This window comes from Streptomyces sp. DSM 41931 (assembly GCF_050271085.1).
In the GTDB taxonomy this organism is placed as follows: Bacteria; Actinomycetota; Actinomycetes; order Streptomycetales; family Streptomycetaceae; genus Streptomyces; species Streptomyces albogriseolus.
Genome location: NZ_CP189902.1, coordinates 4,186,860 through 4,202,899 on the forward strand (window position 1 = coordinate 4,186,860; position 16,040 = coordinate 4,202,899).

At 66.4% G+C, this 16,040-nt stretch carries 23 protein-coding genes; all 23 read left to right on the forward strand.

The window, feature by feature from the left end; genetic code table 11:
* Window positions 1–430 precede the first annotated feature (430 nt).
* The 23 genes from ACP7TJ_RS19560 (at window position 431) to rplO (ending at window position 16,010) form a co-directional block, all read left to right on the forward strand.
* On the forward strand, window positions 431–5,059 hold the full coding sequence (locus ACP7TJ_RS19560; protein ID WP_427764204.1) for a DUF6531 domain-containing protein: 4,629 nt from the start codon (window positions 431–433) through the stop codon (window positions 5,057–5,059).
* Between the two features lie 31 nt (window positions 5,060–5,090).
* Entirely contained in the window at window positions 5,091–5,816 is a 726-nt protein-coding gene (locus ACP7TJ_RS19565) for a hypothetical protein (RefSeq protein WP_367488785.1), read from the forward strand.
* 431 nt (window positions 5,817–6,247) lie between these two features.
* Window positions 6,248–6,556: a 30S ribosomal protein S10 gene (gene rpsJ, locus ACP7TJ_RS19570; RefSeq protein ID WP_003948644.1), complete on the forward strand. Its 309-nt coding sequence runs from the start codon at window positions 6,248–6,250 to the stop codon at window positions 6,554–6,556.
* A gap of 18 nt (window positions 6,557–6,574) precedes the next feature.
* Window positions 6,575–7,219 (forward strand): 50S ribosomal protein L3, encoded by a 645-nt coding sequence (gene rplC, locus ACP7TJ_RS19575; protein ID WP_093767507.1) that lies wholly within the window; start codon window positions 6,575–6,577, stop codon window positions 7,217–7,219.
* 8 nt (window positions 7,220–7,227) lie between these two features.
* Window positions 7,228–7,887: a 50S ribosomal protein L4 gene (gene rplD / locus ACP7TJ_RS19580; protein ID WP_093767506.1), complete on the forward strand. Its 660-nt coding sequence runs from the start codon at window positions 7,228–7,230 to the stop codon at window positions 7,885–7,887.
* Window positions 7,887–8,306 carry a 50S ribosomal protein L23 gene (gene rplW, locus ACP7TJ_RS19585; protein WP_006130779.1) on the forward strand — a complete coding sequence of 140 codons (420 nt, stop codon included), beginning with the start codon at window positions 7,887–7,889 and terminating at the stop codon, window positions 8,304–8,306. Before rplD ends, rplW begins: the two co-directional genes overlap by 1 nt.
* 38 nt (window positions 8,307–8,344) lie before the next feature.
* Entirely contained in the window at window positions 8,345–9,181 is an 837-nt protein-coding gene (gene rplB / locus ACP7TJ_RS19590) for a 50S ribosomal protein L2 (RefSeq protein WP_093767505.1), read from the forward strand.
* Between the two features lie 12 nt (window positions 9,182–9,193).
* A complete protein-coding gene (rpsS, locus tag ACP7TJ_RS19595; RefSeq protein ID WP_004984529.1) occupies window positions 9,194–9,475 on the forward strand; it encodes a 30S ribosomal protein S19 in 282 nt (93 codons plus the stop codon).
* A 43-nt stretch (window positions 9,476–9,518) separates the two neighbouring features.
* Window positions 9,519–9,866, forward strand: coding sequence for a 50S ribosomal protein L22 (rplV, locus tag ACP7TJ_RS19600; protein WP_006130776.1), 348 nt, complete (start codon window positions 9,519–9,521; stop codon window positions 9,864–9,866).
* Window positions 9,866–10,693 carry a 30S ribosomal protein S3 gene (rpsC, locus tag ACP7TJ_RS19605; RefSeq protein WP_004927271.1) on the forward strand — a complete coding sequence of 276 codons (828 nt, stop codon included), beginning with the start codon at window positions 9,866–9,868 and terminating at the stop codon, window positions 10,691–10,693. Before rplV ends, rpsC begins: the two co-directional genes overlap by 1 nt.
* Before the next feature lie 5 nt (window positions 10,694–10,698).
* Window positions 10,699–11,118 (forward strand): 50S ribosomal protein L16, encoded by a 420-nt coding sequence (gene rplP / locus ACP7TJ_RS19610; protein WP_004984526.1) that lies wholly within the window; start codon window positions 10,699–10,701, stop codon window positions 11,116–11,118.
* Window positions 11,118–11,342 (forward strand): 50S ribosomal protein L29, encoded by a 225-nt coding sequence (gene rpmC / locus ACP7TJ_RS19615; protein ID WP_003974259.1) that lies wholly within the window; start codon window positions 11,118–11,120, stop codon window positions 11,340–11,342. Before rplP ends, rpmC begins: the two co-directional genes overlap by 1 nt.
* On the forward strand, window positions 11,339–11,626 hold the full coding sequence (rpsQ, locus tag ACP7TJ_RS19620) for a 30S ribosomal protein S17 (RefSeq protein WP_019526950.1): 288 nt from the start codon (window positions 11,339–11,341) through the stop codon (window positions 11,624–11,626). The genes rpmC and rpsQ overlap by 4 nt, the downstream gene beginning before the upstream one ends.
* Window positions 11,627–11,721: 95 nt before the next feature.
* Window positions 11,722–12,090, forward strand: coding sequence for a 50S ribosomal protein L14 (rplN, locus tag ACP7TJ_RS19625; protein ID WP_003998823.1), 369 nt, complete (start codon window positions 11,722–11,724; stop codon window positions 12,088–12,090).
* A 2-nt stretch (window positions 12,091–12,092) separates the two neighbouring features.
* Entirely contained in the window at window positions 12,093–12,416 is a 324-nt protein-coding gene (gene rplX / locus ACP7TJ_RS19630; protein ID WP_086699955.1) for a 50S ribosomal protein L24, read from the forward strand.
* Complete coding sequence (rplE, locus tag ACP7TJ_RS19635) at window positions 12,416–12,973, forward strand: 50S ribosomal protein L5 (protein WP_019526952.1); 558 nt, start codon at window positions 12,416–12,418, stop codon at window positions 12,971–12,973. The genes rplX and rplE overlap by 1 nt, the downstream gene beginning before the upstream one ends.
* Before the next feature lie 5 nt (window positions 12,974–12,978).
* On the forward strand, window positions 12,979–13,164 hold the full coding sequence (locus tag ACP7TJ_RS19640) for a type Z 30S ribosomal protein S14 (protein ID WP_003948630.1): 186 nt from the start codon (window positions 12,979–12,981) through the stop codon (window positions 13,162–13,164).
* A 211-nt stretch (window positions 13,165–13,375) separates the two neighbouring features.
* On the forward strand, window positions 13,376–13,774 hold the full coding sequence (gene rpsH, locus ACP7TJ_RS19645) for a 30S ribosomal protein S8 (protein WP_006130772.1): 399 nt from the start codon (window positions 13,376–13,378) through the stop codon (window positions 13,772–13,774).
* Between the two features lie 24 nt (window positions 13,775–13,798).
* A complete protein-coding gene (rplF, locus tag ACP7TJ_RS19650) occupies window positions 13,799–14,338 on the forward strand; it encodes a 50S ribosomal protein L6 (protein WP_093767504.1) in 540 nt (179 codons plus the stop codon).
* 3 nt (window positions 14,339–14,341) lie between these two features.
* A complete protein-coding gene (gene rplR, locus ACP7TJ_RS19655; RefSeq protein ID WP_004927235.1) occupies window positions 14,342–14,725 on the forward strand; it encodes a 50S ribosomal protein L18 in 384 nt (127 codons plus the stop codon).
* Between the two features lie 36 nt (window positions 14,726–14,761).
* Window positions 14,762–15,367, forward strand: a complete 606-nt coding sequence (gene rpsE, locus ACP7TJ_RS19660) for a 30S ribosomal protein S5 (RefSeq protein WP_030860989.1) — start codon at window positions 14,762–14,764, stop codon at window positions 15,365–15,367.
* A gap of 2 nt (window positions 15,368–15,369) precedes the next feature.
* The gene (gene rpmD, locus ACP7TJ_RS19665; protein ID WP_003974250.1) at window positions 15,370–15,552 is read left to right on the forward strand and encodes a 50S ribosomal protein L30; all 183 of its coding nucleotides are present in this window, start codon (window positions 15,370–15,372) and stop codon (window positions 15,550–15,552) included.
* 2 nt (window positions 15,553–15,554) lie between these two features.
* A complete protein-coding gene (gene rplO / locus ACP7TJ_RS19670) occupies window positions 15,555–16,010 on the forward strand; it encodes a 50S ribosomal protein L15 (protein WP_006130771.1) in 456 nt (151 codons plus the stop codon).
* The last annotated feature ends 30 nt before the right edge of the window (window positions 16,011–16,040 follow it).

A 16,040-nucleotide genomic window follows, 5' to 3' on the forward strand; every position in this document is an offset into this window, starting at 1 on the left:
GTCCCTGTCACTTCCGGGGTAAGCCCTTCCGTCCGGATGGCCGGCCCCGGTCCCCGTGTGGCGGAGTGTCGGAGTTGTTCGGTCGAGCGTTGATGCTGCGCACCTCCCGCCGGGAGGACCGGAAGCGAGTGTCACCGTACTTGTGATCCCTGCTCAGGGGTTCTGGTAGGGCCGGGTCAATCCCGCGGGAGATGTCGGCACCGAGCAGCTGGTGCGTGACGCACAAGGGTGGGGACCGACCGGCCCGCTCCCCGAACAAGCTGCAGGGCTGGCGGCTGTGCTCTGAGGGCGCGGTGGGGATGCCTGATGGACCCTGCGGCGGAGACGTCCCTGAGGCGGAACGGGAAGGGCTTTTCGTCGAACAGCCGTGCCCGGTAAGTTCACGTGTGCATACGGGTGTTGGCGATGTGCGCGTAACGGGGGTTGCGGGATGGCGGGTCACCGGCCGACGGACTGGCATGTCCTTGATCTGGACAAGGACCCGACGCCTGGTGACCCGGAGCGGGTGCGTCAGCTCGCGCGGTTTCTGCACGACTTCGCCGACGACGTCTCCGAGGCGTTGCGTCTGGTGAAGGGGATGGCCGGTGAGGGGGCGCTGGCGGAGTGGGCGGGGAAGTCGGCGAAGGTGTTCAAGGAGGAGTTCTCCGGTGTTCCGAAGAATCTGAGGAAGCTGGAGAAGTCGTACGCGATGTGCGGGGACGCGCTCGCGGATTACTGGCCGAAGCTGGAGCGGGCGCAGGCGCTGGCGGACAAGGCGCTGGCGAAGGCGCGTGAGGCGCAGGCTGATCTGTCGTCGGCGAAGTCGAAGCTGGCGTCGGCTGAGTCGTGGGTGGGGCGGGCGACGAAGGAGGCCGACAAGTACAAGGACGACCCGACGGGGTCGACGTCGGACGCGGACAAGCCGGACGAGGCGAAGGTGCGGGCCGCGACCCGGGACGTGCAGAGCGCGAAGTCGGCGCAGGAGAAGGCGCAGTCGGACGTCACGTCCGCGCAGAGCGCGCTGGACGCGGCGAAGAAGATGGCCGCGGACGCGCGGAAGATGCGTGAGGAGGCGGCGCGGGACGCGAAGTCGAAGATCGACGAGGCGTCCGACGCGGGGATCCAGAACCGGTCGTGGTGGGAGGAGATCGGCGACTGGTTCACCGACAACTGGGACACCATCGTCGCCGCCTGCAAGATCGTGGTCGCGGTCGTCGGCATCGTCGCAATGATCATCGGCGGTCCGATCCTGGCCGCGATCGTCGTTGTCGCCGCTCTCGTCGTCCTGGCCGACACGCTCTACAAATACTCGAAGGGGCAGGCGTCCCTGTGGGACGTGGGGCTGGCCGCGCTGGACTGCATACCGGGCGGCAAGGGCCTCACCACCCTCGGCAGACTCGCCGCGGGCATGAAAACTCTGGGCAAAGGTGGCCTGAGAGCCATGGCGCGCGGGCTCGGAAGGCGAGGGCTGCGCAAAGAGGCGGACGGGGCTGCGACCGGCAAGCCGGCCAAGGGCCGATGCACCAACGGTGATCCGATCGACATGGTCTCGGGCGAAATGCTCATGGTCGACACCGACGTAGTGCTACCCGGTGTTCTGCGACTTCTGATTACACGCACTCATGTCTCCACTTATCGCTCCGGTCGTTGGTTCGGGCCGCAATGGGCGTCCACCTTCGATCAGAGACTGGAGTTGGACGACCAGGGCGTCACCTTCGCCACCGCTGACGGGATGATCCTCGTCTATCCGGTCCCGGGTGACGGCGCTGCTTATCCCACTCATGGACCCCGGTGGCCGCTTGCGCGAGACTCTCAGCTTCCCGGATCCCTCAGGGTGACCGACCCGAAGACGGGCATCAGCCGGCTTTTCGCTCCTGGTCCTCCTACGGCGCACGACACGGCCTTCACGATGCCCATTCGAGCTGTATGGGACCGCAACGGGAATCGCATCGACTTCGAGTACGGCCCGGACGGTTCCCCGGTCTCCGTGCGCCACTCGGGTGGCTATCACGTCGTCGTGGACACGAGCGACTCGCGTGTCACGGGTCTGCGGGTGGCGGGCGCGGGGCCCAACGAAACAGTGCTCGTTCGGTACGGGTACGACCATGGACGGCTCGCCGAGGTCGTTGACTCGTCGGGGCTGCCTTACCGCTACACGTATGACGCCGCCGATCGCCTTACTTCGTGGGCCGACCGTGCGGGATCCTGGTACCGGTACACCTACGATGCCGCCGACAGAGTGGTTCGAGGCGAGGGAATCGACGGAACCCTCAATTGCACCATCGACTACGACGCGGATGCTCGAGAGACGAGGTACACCGACTCCCTAGGTCGTTCCACGGTCTACCGTCATAACGACCGGTTGCAGCTCGTCAAGTCCGTCAACGCCCTGGGACAGACCCTTACGAATGAGTGGGACGAGTCCGATCGGCTACTGGCACAGACCGATTCCCTTGGCCGTACGACCCGCTACAGCTATGACCAGGCGGGAAATCTCACCACGGTGGTCCGCCCCGACGGCTCGGTGACCGAGGCCGTCCATGACGACATGTGCCAGCTGATTCAGGTGGTGACTCCCGGGGGCGCTCGCTGGAGTCACACATACGACGACCGGGGCAACCACGTCTCGACCACCAGCCCCTCTGGGGCTGAGACACGCTACGAGTACGACAGTTCAGGCGGGCTGGTTGCCGTTGTCGATCCAACTGGCCGAACGAGCCGCGCTCGGTGCGACCGGGCCGGCCTTCCCGTGGAGTTCACCGACCCTTACGGGGCCGTGAGCCGTCTCGAACGAGACGCCCTGGGGCGCGTAACGCGCTTCCTGGACACCCGAGGGCGCGTCACTCAGCTCCGGTGGACGGTGGAGGGCCGCCTCGCGTGGCGCCGTACACCAGACGGCCGCGTCGAGCGCTGGGAGTGGGACGGCCAAGGGAACTTGCTGGCTCAGACAGATCGCGGCGGGCAGACCACGACGTTCGAGGTGGGTCCCTTCGGGCAAGTCAAGGGGCGGCGTTCGGCCGACGGAACGCTGCACGCCTTCACGTATGACTCAGAGCTGAACCTGATACGAGTGACCGGCCCGAAGGGGCACACCTGGCTGTACCGGTACGACGCGGCAAACCGTCTGATCTCCGAGACAGACTTCGGCGGGCGGACGTTCACGTACGAACTGAACGCCATGGGCGAGGTCGTACGCTCGGTCAACGGAGCCAAGGAAGCGATCGGCTTTGAACGGGACGTCTTGGGGCGCGTCATACGGGTGCTGCACGATGACACGTCCGCCAGCTACACCTATGACGCCGCGGGACACATCGTTCGAGAAGAGTCCTCGGACGTCGTGATCGAGCGCGAGTTCAGCGATGAGGGCCTTCTGCTCTCCGAGAGCGTCGACGGTCGGACGACGACGTACGCATACGACGTCCTGGGCCGGCGGGTCAGCCGTCGCACCCCCGCAGGCATCGAATCCACATGGACGTACGACGACACGGAGCGTTCCGCGACGCTGGATTCGGATGGGCACCGTATCTCGTTCATGTTCGACGATGACGCCCGAGAGACGACGCGTATCCTCCCAGGCGGCATCACACTCGCGCAGTCCTGGGACGAAGCGGGTCGGCTGTCCCATCAGCGGCTCGTGCGAGGCTCGCACACAGGCGCTTCTGACACGACACTCGAGCACCGCGCCTACCGATACCGAAGTGACGACGTTCCGGTCAGCATCCACGAGCTCTGCACGGGATCTCGAACGTTCACCCTTGACTTGCGGGGCCGGGTCAGCGCCGTGGACGCAAGGAACTGGCACGAGCGCTACCAGTACGACGAGGAGGACAACGTCGTTCGGGCGCAGAACCCGTCCATCGATCACGGCGACGCCGACCGTGCCTTCGTCGGCAACCGCATTCAGCGCTCTGGACGTACCCGGTACGAACGAGACGGGGAGGGGCGGGTCGTTCGCATCGTGCGGCGGCTCCTGAACGGCCAGAGACGCGTCCGCTCCTTTCGCTGGAACAGCAGGAACCGCCTCGTCGGCACGATCACCGAGAAAGGCCAACGCTGGCGTTATTTGTACGATCCCGCCGGCCGCCGGCTGGCGAAACAGCTACTTGCCGACTCCGGCGAGGTGGTAGCCGACGTTCGTTTCACGTGGGACGGCACCAGGATCGTGGAGCAGTCGACGCGGGACGGCGCCTCCACGACCTGGGATTACGTTCCTGGCAGTCACCAACCCGTGGCTCAGCTTGATCGAACGGCGTCCGGCGAGGGCACACGTTTCCACTCGGTCGTCGTCGACCTGTCCGGGATGCCGACAGAGCTGATCTCCGCCGAAGGTGAGTTGGTCTGGCAGCAGCGCACGACACTCTGGGGGAGCCGACTGCCCGACGAACTGCAGACGGGCAGCAACACCGGCATCGATTGCCCTTTGCGCTTCCCGGGACAGTACGCCGACGCCGAGACCGGCTGGCACTACAACTACCAGCGCTACTACGACCCCCAGACGGGGCAGTACGCCAGTCCCGATCCACTCGGCCTGACACCTTCTGCCAATGACAGCTCGTACGTCCCCAACCCACACGTATGGAGCGACCCGCTCGGTCTCTACTGGCAGGACCCCGGCAACGGGATGCGCTTCGGCCGGGACCCGGACCTCCCAGAAGGAGAGCGGCAGTACACGCGTGACAACCAGTACCCGTCGACCTACAGAACGTCGACCCACGATGAGATGGTACGGCGCTTCACTGATGAAGGCCGTGCGATCAACGGAGTGCCCCGCGACCCGGTGTCCGGGGAACGAATACCCCGTGACCAGCTGACGTGGCGCGACGGTAACAACCAGGTCATCTGGGACCCCAACGCGGACAACGACAGGCCGTTCCACCGTACGGTGACCTACGAGCACCGCAACCCGGTGGTCGTCCACTGGAACACGCAGGGGCGGTTCACCGATCGCACCGCGCGCAACGACTTCTACAACAGGACAAGCCACCTGGAGCCCATGGAGTGGAGTGAGAACTCGCGCGGTGGGGGGCGAATGACGGAAACGTTCATTCAGGAAGTTGGAGAGGGATACTCATGCAGCTGAGAAGGGAGAAATAGTGAATCTTCGGGCAGAGGTGGCACAGTTCGCAGGAGTCGCCCCCCTCCCAGGCCTCGATGACGCCTGGCACTGGTCACCGGCGCCTGGGATCGACTTCGTCGGGGCGCTTTCCCAGGACGGCGAGAGGCTGCTGCAGCTCAGCAGCAGGGATTCGTTCGATGCGGAGCTCGCGACGCGCACCCTTGCCTTCGCTCGCGAGCACGAGGACGAGATCTTCGCGCGCAATGCCTACATCGGTGCCCTTGAGGGCTTCGTGGCCCCCGAGGGCACGCGCTTCGACGCCGTCGTCGGCGTCGCTCCCGAGGTGCACCGGTTCTACAAGAACGAGAAGCCCGAGCTGACGCCGCACGTACGGCTCGCCTTCCCGGCGTACTCCTGCGAGTTTTCCGGCAAGGAGACCCTCGACGAGGCGATCACCCGCTACCGCACGCTGGGGTTGACCGATCTCCGCCGAGGTCCCTCGCCCTTCCTGAAGATGAGGTACGCCAACACCAGGACCAGGGGACGCAGCACCAACCCCGGGCGCGGTCTCGCCGACGCCGACCGGCTCCTCGACGAGTTGCGCGCGATCGAAGGCGGCACCGGCAGCTTCGTCGAGTTCGAGAACCGGCACGGTGACGTCTGGCGGGTCGAATGGCACGGCGCGTACTACATCGCGGAGTGGAACACAGGAGACGGCAGGCCGCGGGAGATCGGACTCGACGACCTCCTCGACTTCGCCGTCGCACGTCTGTACGCATAGCGCTGGGTCGAAACCCGCCCGCCGAGCGCGGGTGGGTTTGCTCCCGACCCCCCTAGGGGTACTCTCTTCCGCCCGATTGGCCAGCCCGCCGCCCTCTGTGGCAGACTGTCCGAGTTGCTCGGTCGAGTGTTGATGCTGCGCGCCTCCCGCCGGGAGGACCGGAAGCGAGTCCCACAGTACTCGTCGTCCCTGATCAGGGGCGGACGTACGGGAATCTTCCGGGAAGTGTGGTGCGGCGCCGGCCAGGCGCCCGGTGGGCCTTTCGCCCCCGGTCCGCGGTTCTGGTAGGGCCGTGTCAATCCCGCAGGGATGTTCGAACAAGGGACATCTGTGTCAGCGGGAGTGCGACACGCCCGACCGCGTGGGTCGGAGGTGAGGGGAAGCCGCTCCGGGTTCCAGAGCGTAATGAGAGACAGGACTACGAAGTAGCCATGGCGGGACAGAAGATCCGCATCCGGCTCAAGGCCTACGACCACGAGGTCATCGACTCTTCGGCGAAGAAGATCGTCGAGACGGTGACGCGTACTGGTGCGTCGGTCGCGGGCCCGGTGCCGCTGCCCACTGAGAAGAACGTGTACTGCGTCATCAAGTCGCCGCACAAGTACAAGGACTCGCGCGAGCACTTCGAGATGCGCACGCACAAGCGCCTGATCGACATCCTCGACCCGACCCCCAAGACCGTTGACTCCCTGATGCGACTCGACCTCCCGGCCGGTGTCGACATCGAGATCAAGCTCTGAGGCCGGTGATCTGAAGAGATGGCTAAGCAGATCAAGGGCATCCTGGGCGAGAAGCTCGGCATGACGCAGGTGTGGGACGCGAACAACCGCGTCGTCCCGGTCACCGTCGTCAAGGCCGGCCCCAACGTCGTCACCCAGGTCCGCACGAACGACGTCGACGGCTACGAGTCCGTCCAGATCGCCTTCGGCGAGATCGACCCGCGCAAGGTGAACAAGCCCCTCAAGGGTCACTTCGCCAAGGCCGACGTCACCCCCCGTCGTCACCTCGTCGAGATCCGCACGTCGGACGCCTCCGAGTACACGCTGGGCCAGGAGATCACCGCCGAGGTGTTCGAGTCCGGCGTGAAGGTCGACGTGACCGGCAAGAGCAAGGGCAAGGGCTTCGCCGGTGTCATGAAGCGTCACAACTTCAAGGGCCTCGGCGCCGGTCACGGCACCCAGCGCAAGCACCGCTCGCCCGGTTCCATCGGTGGCTGCGCCACCCCGGGTCGTGTGTTCAAGGGCCTCCGCATGGCGGGTCGCATGGGCAACGAGCGGGTCACCACCCAGAACCTGACCGTCCACGCCGTTGACGCGGAGAAGGGTCTGCTGCTCATCAAGGGCGCGGTTCCCGGTCCGAACGGCGGCCTCGTCCTGGTCCGCACCGCGGCCAAGGGGGCCTGAGGTAACCGATGAGCACTGTTGACATCCTTTCGCCGGCGGGCGACAAGGCCGGTACCGTCGAGCTCCCCGCGGAGATCTTCGACGTCGAGAAGGTCAGCGTTCCGCTGATCCACCAGGTCGTCGTCGCGCAGCTGGCCGCTGCCCGCCAGGGCACGCACAAGACGAAGAGCCGTGGCGAGGTCCGTGGTGGCGGCAAGAAGCCGTACCGCCAGAAGGGCACCGGCCGCGCCCGTCAGGGCTCGACCCGCGCGCCGCAGTTCGCCGGTGGTGGCGTCGTGCACGGTCCCGTGCCGCGCGACTACTCGCAGCGCACGCCCAAGAAGATGAAGGCTGCCGCCCTGCGTCACGCCCTCACCGACCGGGCGCGCCACAACCGCATCCACGTCGTCACCGGCGTGGTCGAGGGCGAGAACCCCTCCACGAAGGCCGCCAAGACGCTGTTCGGCAAGATCTCGGAGCGCAAGAACCTGCTCCTGGTCGTCGACCGCGCCGACGAGGCCGCGTGGCTCTCCGCCCGCAACCTGCCCCAGGTCCACATCCTGGAGCCGGGCCAGCTGAACACGTACGACGTTCTCGTCTCGGACGACGTGGTCTTCACCAAGGCCGCTTTCGAGTCCTTCGTCGCCGGCCCGAACAAGGCCAACGACAACGAAGGGAGCGAGGTCTGATGGCTGCCCGTCACCCCTCGATCGCCTCGAAGGCCGCCAAGGCGGCCAAGGCTGCGCGCGTCGCCAAGGCGCGCCGTCACGAGGCCGAAGGCAAGAACACCGTCGTCACCCCGGCGAGCAAGGCGTACACGGACCCCCGTGACGTCCTGCTGAAGCCGGTCGTGTCCGAGAAGAGCTACGCGCTCATCGACGAGAACAAGTACACGTTCCTCGTCGACCCGCGTGCCAACAAGACCCAGATCAAGGAGGCCGTCCAGGCGGTCTTCGAGGTCAAGGTCACCGGGGTCAACACGATCAACCGCGTGGGCAAGCGCAAGCGCACCCGCACCGGCTTCGGCCAGCGTGCCGCCACCAAGCGCGCGATCGTGACCCTCGCCGAGGGCGACCGTATCGACATCTTCGGCGGTCCGACCGCGTAAGCGGTCAGGATCGTTCGATATCGGACGAGGACTGAGAAATGGGTATCCGCAAGTACAAGCCGACGACTCCGGGCCGTCGTGGCTCCAGCGTCGCCGACTTCGTCGAGGTCACGCGGTCCACGCCGGAGAAGTCGCTGGTCCGTCCCCTGCACAGCAAGGGCGGCCGTAACAATTCCGGTCGTGTGACCGTCCGCCACCAGGGCGGTGGCCACAAGCGCGCCTACCGAGTGATCGACTTCCGTCGTCACGACAAGGACGGCGTGCCGGCGAAGGTCGCGCACATCGAGTACGACCCCAACCGCACCGCGCGCATCGCGCTCCTGCACTACGCGGACGGCGAGAAGCGCTACATCCTCGCGCCGCGTGGCCTGAGCCAGGGCGACCGCGTCGAGAACGGTCCCGGGGCCGACATCAAGCCGGGCAACAACCTTGCCCTGCGCAACATCCCGGTCGGTACGACGCTGCACGCCATCGAGCTGCGTCCCGGCGGCGGCGCCAAGTTCGCCCGCTCCGCCGGCGCCTCGGTGCAGCTGCTCGCGAAGGAGGGCACCATGGCCCACCTCCGCATGCCCTCCGGTGAGATCCGCCTGGTCGACCAGCGCTGCCGCGCCACGGTCGGCGAGGTCGGCAACGCCGAGCAGAGCAACATCAACTGGGGCAAGGCCGGCCGTAAGCGGTGGCTGGGCGTCCGCCCGACCGTCCGTGGTGTCGTGATGAACCCGGTCGACCACCCGCACGGTGGTGGTGAGGGCCGGACCTCCGGTGGCCGTCACCCCGTGTCCCCCTGGGGCAAGAAGGAAGGCCGTACTCGTTCGCCCAAGAAGGCGTCGAACAAGTACATCGTCCGCCGCCGCAAGACGAACAAGAAGCGCTAAGGACGGGTTGAGATGCCTCGTAGCTTGAAGAAGGGACCCTTCGTCGACGACCACCTGATCAAGAAGGTGGACGCGCAGAACGAAGCCGGTACCAAGAACGTCATCAAGACCTGGTCCCGTCGCTCCATGATCGTCCCGGCGATGCTCGGCCACACGATCGCGGTGCACAACGGCAAGACCCACATCCCGGTGTTCGTCACCGAGTCGATGGTCGGTCACAAGCTCGGCGAGTTCTCGCCGACGCGGACCTTCCGGGGTCACGTCAAGGAAGACCGGAAGTCGAAGCGCCGCTAGGGCGCGGATCGCAACAGACACGTAAGTAACTGGAAGGACAACCATGGAAGCCAGGGCCCAGGCGCGGTACATCCGCGTCACGCCCATGAAGGCCCGCCGCGTGGTGGACCTCATCCGTGGCATGGACGCCACGGAGGCCCAGGCCGTCCTGCGATTCGCTCCGCAGGCAGCCTCGGTTCCGGTGGGCAAGGTGCTGGACAGCGCCATTGCCAACGCCGCGCACAACTACGACCACACCGACGTCGACAGCCTCTTCATTTCCGAGGCCTACGTCGACGAGGGCCCGACCCTGAAGCGGTTCCGTCCGCGCGCCCAGGGCCGCGCCTACCGGATCCGCAAGCGGACCAGCCACATCACCGTGGTCGTCAGCAGCAAGGAAGGAACCCGGTAATGGGCCAGAAGGTTAACCCGCATGGGTTCCGGCTCGGTGTCACGACCGACTTCAAGTCGCGTTGGTACGCCGACAAGCTGTACAAGGACTACGTCAAGGAAGACGTCGCCATCCGTCGGATGATGACGTCCGGCATGGAGCGCGCCGGCATCTCCAAGGTCGAGATCGAGCGCACCCGTGACCGTGTGCGTGTGGACATCCACACCGCGCGTCCGGGCATCGTGATCGGCCGCCGTGGCGCCGAGGCCGACCGCATCCGCGGCGACCTCGAGAAGCTCACCGGCAAGCAGGTCCAGCTGAACATCCTCGAGGTCAAGAACCCCGAGACCGACGCTCAGCTGGTCGCCCAGGCCGTCGCCGAGCAGCTCTCCTCCCGCGTCTCCTTCCGCCGCGCCATGCGCAAGAGCATGCAGTCGGCCATGAAGGCGGGCGCCAAGGGCATCAAGATCCAGTGCGGCGGCCGCCTCGGCGGCGCCGAGATGTCCCGCTCGGAGTTCTACCGCGAGGGCCGCGTGCCCCTGCACACGCTCCGCGCGAACGTGGACTACGGCTTCTTCGAGGCCAAGACGACCTTCGGCCGCATCGGCGTGAAGGTCTGGATCTACAAGGGCGACGTCAAGAACATCGCCGAGGTCCGCGCCGAGAACGCCGCTGCCCGCGCCGGCAACCGCCCGGCCCGTGGCGGTGCAGACCGCCCGGCCCGTGGTGGCCGCGGTGGCGAGCGTGGCGGTCGCGGTCGCAAGCCGCAGCAGGCTCCCGCTGCCGAGGCCCCCAAGGCCGAGGCTCCGGCGGCCGCTCCGGCTGAGAGCACCGGAACGGAGGCCTGACCACCATGCTGATCCCCCGTAGGGTCAAGCACCGCAAGCAGCACCACCCGAAGCGCAACGGCATGTCGAAGGGTGGCACGCAGGTTGCGTTCGGCGAGTACGGCATCCAGGCGCTCACCCCGGCGTACGTGACGAACCGCCAGATCGAAGCGGCTCGTATCGCCATGACCCGCCACATCAAGCGTGGCGGCAAGGTCTGGATCAACATCTACCCGGACCGCCCCCTCACCAAGAAGCCGGCCGAGACCCGCATGGGTTCCGGTAAGGGCTCCCCGGAGTGGTGGGTGGCCAACGTCAAGCCCGGACGCGTCATGTTCGAGCTGTCGTACCCCAACGAGAAGATCGCGCGCGAGGCCCTGACCCGTGCGGCTCACAAGCTGCCGATGAAGTGCAAGATCGTCAAGCGCGAGGCAGGTGAAGCGTGATGTCGGCCGGTACCAAGGCGTCAGAGCTGCGCGAGCTGGGCAACGAGGAGCTTCTGGCGAAGCTCCGCGAGGCCAAGGAAGAGCTGTTCAACCTCCGCTTCCAGGCGGCCACGGGTCAGCTCGAGAACCACGGTCGGCTCAAGGCCGTCCGCAAGGACATCGCGCGGATCTACACCCTGATGCGTGAGCGCGAGCTGGGCATCGAGACGGTGGAGAGCGCATGAGCGAGAACAACGTGACTGAAGAGACGAAGGCCGCCCGCGGATTCCGCAAGACCCGTGAGGGTCTGGTCGTCAGCGACAAGATGGACAAGACCGTCGTCGTCGCCGTCGAGGACCGCGTGAAGCACGCGCTGTACGGCAAGGTCATCCGCCGTACGAACAAGCTCAAGGCGCACGACGAGCAGAACGCCGCGGGTGTCGGCGACCGCGTCCTCCTCATGGAGACCCGGCCGCTGTCCGCGACGAAGCGCTGGCGCGTCGTCGAGATCCTCGAGAAGGCCAAGTAATTCCTGCGGGCAAACCCGCAGGACAGTTCCGCCAGGCTCCGGGAGCCGCTCGCTGAGCGGCTCCCGGGGAACCGGCAGACATTCAGGAGATAGACGTGATCCAGCAGGAGTCGCGACTGCGTGTCGCCGACAACACGGGTGCGAAGGAGATCCTCTGCATCCGTGTGCTCGGTGGCTCCGGTCGCCGCTACGCGGGTATCGGTGACGTCATCGTCGCCACCGTCAAGGACGCGATCCCCGGTGGCAACGTGAAGAAGGGTGACGTCGTCAAGGCGGTCATCGTTCGCACCGTCAAGGAGCGCCGCCGTCCGGACGGCTCGTACATCCGCTTCGACGAGAACGCCGCCGTCATTCTCAAGAACGACGGCGACCCTCGTGGCACCCGTATCTTCGGCCCCGTGGGCCGTGAGCTGCGCGAGAAGAAGTTCATGAAGATCATCTCCCTCGCGCCGGAGGTGCTGTGAGCATGAAGATCAAGAAGGGCGACCTGGTCCAGGTCATCACCGGCAAGGACAAGGGCAAGCAGGGCAAGGTCATTGCCGCTTTCCCGCGCGAGCAGCGCGTCCTGGTCGAGGGTGTCAACCGGGTCAAGAAGCACACCAAGGCCGGTCCGACGGCTCGCGGTTCGCAGGCCGGCGGCATCGTCACCACCGAGGCCCCGATCCACGTCTCCAACGTCCAGCTGGTCGTGGAGAAGGACGGCAAGAAGGTCGTGACCCGCGTCGGCTACCGCTTCGACGACGAGGGCAACAAGATCCGCGTTGCCAAGCGGACGGGTGAGGACATCTGATGACGACCACCACCACTCCGCGTCTGAAGACGAAGTACCGCGAGGAGATCGCGGGCAAGCTGCGTGAGGAGTTCTCCTACGAGAACGTCATGCAGGTTCCCGGCCTCGTCAAGATCGTGGTCAACATGGGTGTGGGCGACGCCGCCCGCGACTCCAAGCTGATCGAGGGCGCCATCCGCGACCTCACCACGATCACCGGTCAGAAGCCGGCCGTCACCAAGGCCCGCAAGTCCATCGCGCAGTTCAAGCTGCGTGAGGGCCAGCCGATCGGTGCCCACGTCACGCTCCGTGGCGACCGCATGTGGGAGTTCCTGGACCGCACCCTGTCGCTCGCGCTCCCGCGCATCCGCGACTTCCGCGGCCTGTCCCCCAAGCAGTTCGACGGCCGTGGCAACTACACCTTCGGTCTCACGGAGCAGGTCATGTTCCACGAGATCGACCAGGACAAGATCGACCGCGTCCGGGGTATGGACATCACCGTGGTGACCACGGCGACCAACGACGAAGAGGGCCGTGCCCTTCTCCGTCACCTCGGCTTCCCGTTCAAGGAGGCGTGAGCGAGATGGCGAAGAAGGCTCTCATCGCGAAGGCTGCTCGCAAGCCCAAGTTCGGTGTGCGTGGCTACACCCGCTGCCAGCGCTGCGGCCGTCCCCACTCCGTGTACCGCAAGTTCGGCCTGTGCCGCGTGTGCCTTCGTGAGATGGCTCACCGTGGCGAGCTGCCGGGCGTGACCAAGAGCTCCTGGTAATCCGGTAGTTCCGGACTCCCAGGGCTCTCGGTAAGCAATGGGAACGGCAGGAGCCCCGCTCCGCATGGCTTAGGCTTGTGGGGTTGGGCACCTGCCGTGCCCGTACGACTTACTACGCCGTAGGTCCACCGCGCCGCACCCGTCCCGTCTCGGATCGGGGAGAGGGATGGCGCACCAGGAAACCCCGGCGAGAGAGGCCGAAGGCCAATTCATGACCATGACTGATCCGATCGCAGACATGCTTACGCGTCTGCGGAACGCGAACTCGGCATACCACGACACCGTGTCGATGCCGCACTCGAAGATCAAGTCGCACATCGCGGAGATCCTCCAGCAGGAGGGCTTCATCACGGGCTGGAAGGTCGAGGACGCCGAGGTCGGCAAGAACCTCGTCCTGGAGCTGAAGTTCGGCCCCAACCGTGAGCGCTCCATCGCGGGCATCAAGCGGATCTCCAAGCCCGGTCTCCGGGTGTACGCGAAGTCCACCAACCTGCCGAAGGTGCTCGGCGGCCTGGGCGTGGCGATCATCTCCACGTCGCACGGGCTCCTCACCGACAAGCAGGCCGGCAAGAAGGGCGTGGGTGGGGAAGTCCTCGCCTACGTCTGGTAACGGAAGGGAACGGAGGAAACAGCTATGTCGCGCATCGGCAAGCTCCCCATCGCGGTTCCCGCCGGCGTGGACGTCACCATCGACGGCCGCACGGTCGCGGTCAAGGGCCCCAAGGGCACGCTGACCCACACCGTCGTGGCGCCGATCGAGATCGCCAAGGGCGAGGACGGCGTTCTGAACGTCACCCGCCCCAACGACGAGCGTCAGAACAAGGCCCTGCACGGCCTGTCCCGCACGCTGGTGGCGAACATGATCACCGGCGTGACCCAGGGTTACGTGAAGAAGCTCGAGATCAGCGGTGTCGGTTACCGCGTTGTCGCCAAGGGTTCGAACCTGGAGTTCTCCCTCGGCTACAGCCACCCGATCACGGTCGAGGCCCCCGAGGGCATCACCTTCAAGGTGGAGACCCCGACCCGGTTCTCGGTCGAGGGCATCGACAAGCAGAAGGTCGGCGAGGTTGCGGCCAACATCCGCAAGCTGCGCAAGCCCGACCCGTACAAGGCCAAGGGCGTCAAGTACGAGGGCGAAGTCATCCGCCGCAAGGTCGGAAAGGCGGGTAAGTAAGCCATGGCATACGGGCAGAAGATCCTCAAGGGCGACGCGTACAAGCGTGCTGCTATCAAGCGCCGTCACATCCGGATCCGCAAGAAGGTCGCCGGCACCGCCGAGCGTCCTCGCCTGGTCGTGACCCGTTCCAACCGCCACATCGTGGCGCAGGTGATCGACGACCTGAAGGGTCACACCCTGGCGTCGGCGTCCACCCTGGACGCGTCGGTCCGCGGCGGCGAGGGCGACAAGTCCGCGCAGGCCAAGCAGGTCGGCGCCCTGGTCGCCGAGCGTGCCAAGGCCGCCGGTGTCGAGGCCGTCGTGTTCGACCGTGGTGGCAACCAGTACGCCGGGCGCATCGCCGCCCTGGCGGACGCCGCCCGCGAAGCCGGGCTCAAGTTCTGAGCCGCTTGTAGCTAGCGGAAAGAGAGAGGTAATCCAATGGCTGGACCCCAGCGCCGCGGTGGCGGCGCCGGTGGCGGCGAGCGGCGGGACCGGAAGGGCCGTGACGGCGGCGCTGCTGCCGCCGAGAAGACCGCGTACGTTGAGCGCGTTGTCGCGATCAACCGCGTCGCCAAGGTTGTGAAGGGTGGTCGTCGCTTCAGCTTCACCGCGCTGGTCGTGGTGGGCGACGGTGACGGCACCGTGGGTGTCGGATACGGCAAGGCCAAGGAGGTGCCGGCCGCCATCGCCAAGGGTGTTGAGGAGGCCAAGAAGCACTTCTTCAAGGTCCCCCGCATCCAGGGCACCATCCCGCACCCCATCCAGGGTGAGAAGGCGGCCGGCGTCGTGCTGCTCAAGCCCGCGTCCCCGGGTACCGGTGTGATCGCCGGTGGTCCGGTGCGCGCCGTGCTCGAGTGCGCCGGTATCCACGACGTGCTGTCGAAGTCGCTCGGCTCCGACAACGCCATCAACATCGTGCACGCGACCGTGGCGGCCCTGAAGGGCCTGCAGCGTCCCGAGGAGATCGCGGCCCGCCGTGGTCTGCCCCTCGAGGACGTCGCTCCCGCGGCTCTGCTGCGTGCGCGTGCCGGGGCGGGTGTGTGATCATGGCGCAGCTCAAGATCACGCAGGTCAAGTCCTACATCGGCAGCAAGCAGAACCACCGTGACACCCTGCGCTCCCTTGGTCTCAAGGGCATCAACACGCAGGTCGTCAAGGAGGATCGTCCCGAGTTCCGCGGCATGGTGCACACCGTCCGCCACCTCGTGACGGTCGAGGAGGTCGACTGATCATGGCGGAGAACAACCCGCTCAAGATCCACAACCTCCGTCCGGCCCCGGGCGCCAAGACCGCCAAGACCCGTGTGGGTCGTGGTGAGGCGTCGAAGGGTAAGACGGCCGGTCGTGGTACGAAGGGCACCAAGGCCCGCTACCAGGTTCCGGAGCGCTTCGAGGGTGGCCAGATGCCCCTCCACATGCGTCTCCCGAAGCTGAAGGGCTTCAAGAACCCGTTCAAGACCGAGTACCAGGTCGTGAACCTGGACAAGCTCGCCTCCCTCTACCCCGAGGGCGGAGAGGTCACGGTCGAGGACCTGGTCGCCAAGGGCGCCGTGCGCAAGAACAGCCTCGTCAAGGTCCTGGGCCAGGGCGAGATCTCCGTGGCGCTGCAGGTGACGGTCGACGCCGTCTCCGGCTCCGCCAAGGAGAAGATCACCGCCGCCGGCGGTACCGTCACCGAGCTCGTCTGACCCCGTCAGGTGTCTCGATGACATAGAGCG

What these genes read in the sequence shown, in the direction of transcription:
- rplC (WP_093767507.1), top strand. Translation starts at nt 6,575, where the DNA reads ATGGCTAAGCAGATCAAGGGCATCCTGGGCGAGAAGCTCGGCATGACG.
- rplF (WP_093767504.1), top strand. Translation starts at nt 13,799, where the DNA reads ATGTCGCGCATCGGCAAGCTCCCCATCGCGGTTCCCGCCGGCGTGGAC.
- rpsH (WP_006130772.1), top strand. Translation starts at nt 13,376, where the DNA reads ATGACCATGACTGATCCGATCGCAGACATGCTTACGCGTCTGCGGAAC.
- ACP7TJ_RS19640 (WP_003948630.1), top strand. Translation starts at nt 12,979, where the DNA reads ATGGCGAAGAAGGCTCTCATCGCGAAGGCTGCTCGCAAGCCCAAGTTC.
- rplE (WP_019526952.1), top strand. Translation starts at nt 12,416, where the DNA reads ATGACGACCACCACCACTCCGCGTCTGAAGACGAAGTACCGCGAGGAG.
- rplO (WP_006130771.1), top strand. Translation starts at nt 15,555, where the DNA reads ATGGCGGAGAACAACCCGCTCAAGATCCACAACCTCCGTCCGGCCCCG.
- ACP7TJ_RS19560 (WP_427764204.1), top strand. Translation starts at nt 431, where the DNA reads ATGGCGGGTCACCGGCCGACGGACTGGCATGTCCTTGATCTGGACAAG.
- rpsQ (WP_019526950.1), top strand. Translation starts at nt 11,339, where the DNA reads ATGAGCGAGAACAACGTGACTGAAGAGACGAAGGCCGCCCGCGGATTC.
- rplP (WP_004984526.1), top strand. Translation starts at nt 10,699, where the DNA reads ATGCTGATCCCCCGTAGGGTCAAGCACCGCAAGCAGCACCACCCGAAG.
- rpsJ (WP_003948644.1), top strand. Translation starts at nt 6,248, where the DNA reads ATGGCGGGACAGAAGATCCGCATCCGGCTCAAGGCCTACGACCACGAG.
- rplV (WP_006130776.1), top strand. Translation starts at nt 9,519, where the DNA reads ATGGAAGCCAGGGCCCAGGCGCGGTACATCCGCGTCACGCCCATGAAG.
- rplX (WP_086699955.1), top strand. Translation starts at nt 12,093, where the DNA reads ATGAAGATCAAGAAGGGCGACCTGGTCCAGGTCATCACCGGCAAGGAC.
- rpsS (WP_004984529.1), top strand. Translation starts at nt 9,194, where the DNA reads ATGCCTCGTAGCTTGAAGAAGGGACCCTTCGTCGACGACCACCTGATC.
- rplB (WP_093767505.1), top strand. Translation starts at nt 8,345, where the DNA reads ATGGGTATCCGCAAGTACAAGCCGACGACTCCGGGCCGTCGTGGCTCC.
- rplD (WP_093767506.1), top strand. Translation starts at nt 7,228, where the DNA reads ATGAGCACTGTTGACATCCTTTCGCCGGCGGGCGACAAGGCCGGTACC.
- rplR (WP_004927235.1), top strand. Translation starts at nt 14,342, where the DNA reads ATGGCATACGGGCAGAAGATCCTCAAGGGCGACGCGTACAAGCGTGCT.
- rpmD (WP_003974250.1), top strand. Translation starts at nt 15,370, where the DNA reads ATGGCGCAGCTCAAGATCACGCAGGTCAAGTCCTACATCGGCAGCAAG.
- rplW (WP_006130779.1), top strand. Translation starts at nt 7,887, where the DNA reads ATGGCTGCCCGTCACCCCTCGATCGCCTCGAAGGCCGCCAAGGCGGCC.
- rpsE (WP_030860989.1), top strand. Translation starts at nt 14,762, where the DNA reads ATGGCTGGACCCCAGCGCCGCGGTGGCGGCGCCGGTGGCGGCGAGCGG.
- rpmC (WP_003974259.1), top strand. Translation starts at nt 11,118, where the DNA reads ATGTCGGCCGGTACCAAGGCGTCAGAGCTGCGCGAGCTGGGCAACGAG.
- rpsC (WP_004927271.1), top strand. Translation starts at nt 9,866, where the DNA reads ATGGGCCAGAAGGTTAACCCGCATGGGTTCCGGCTCGGTGTCACGACC.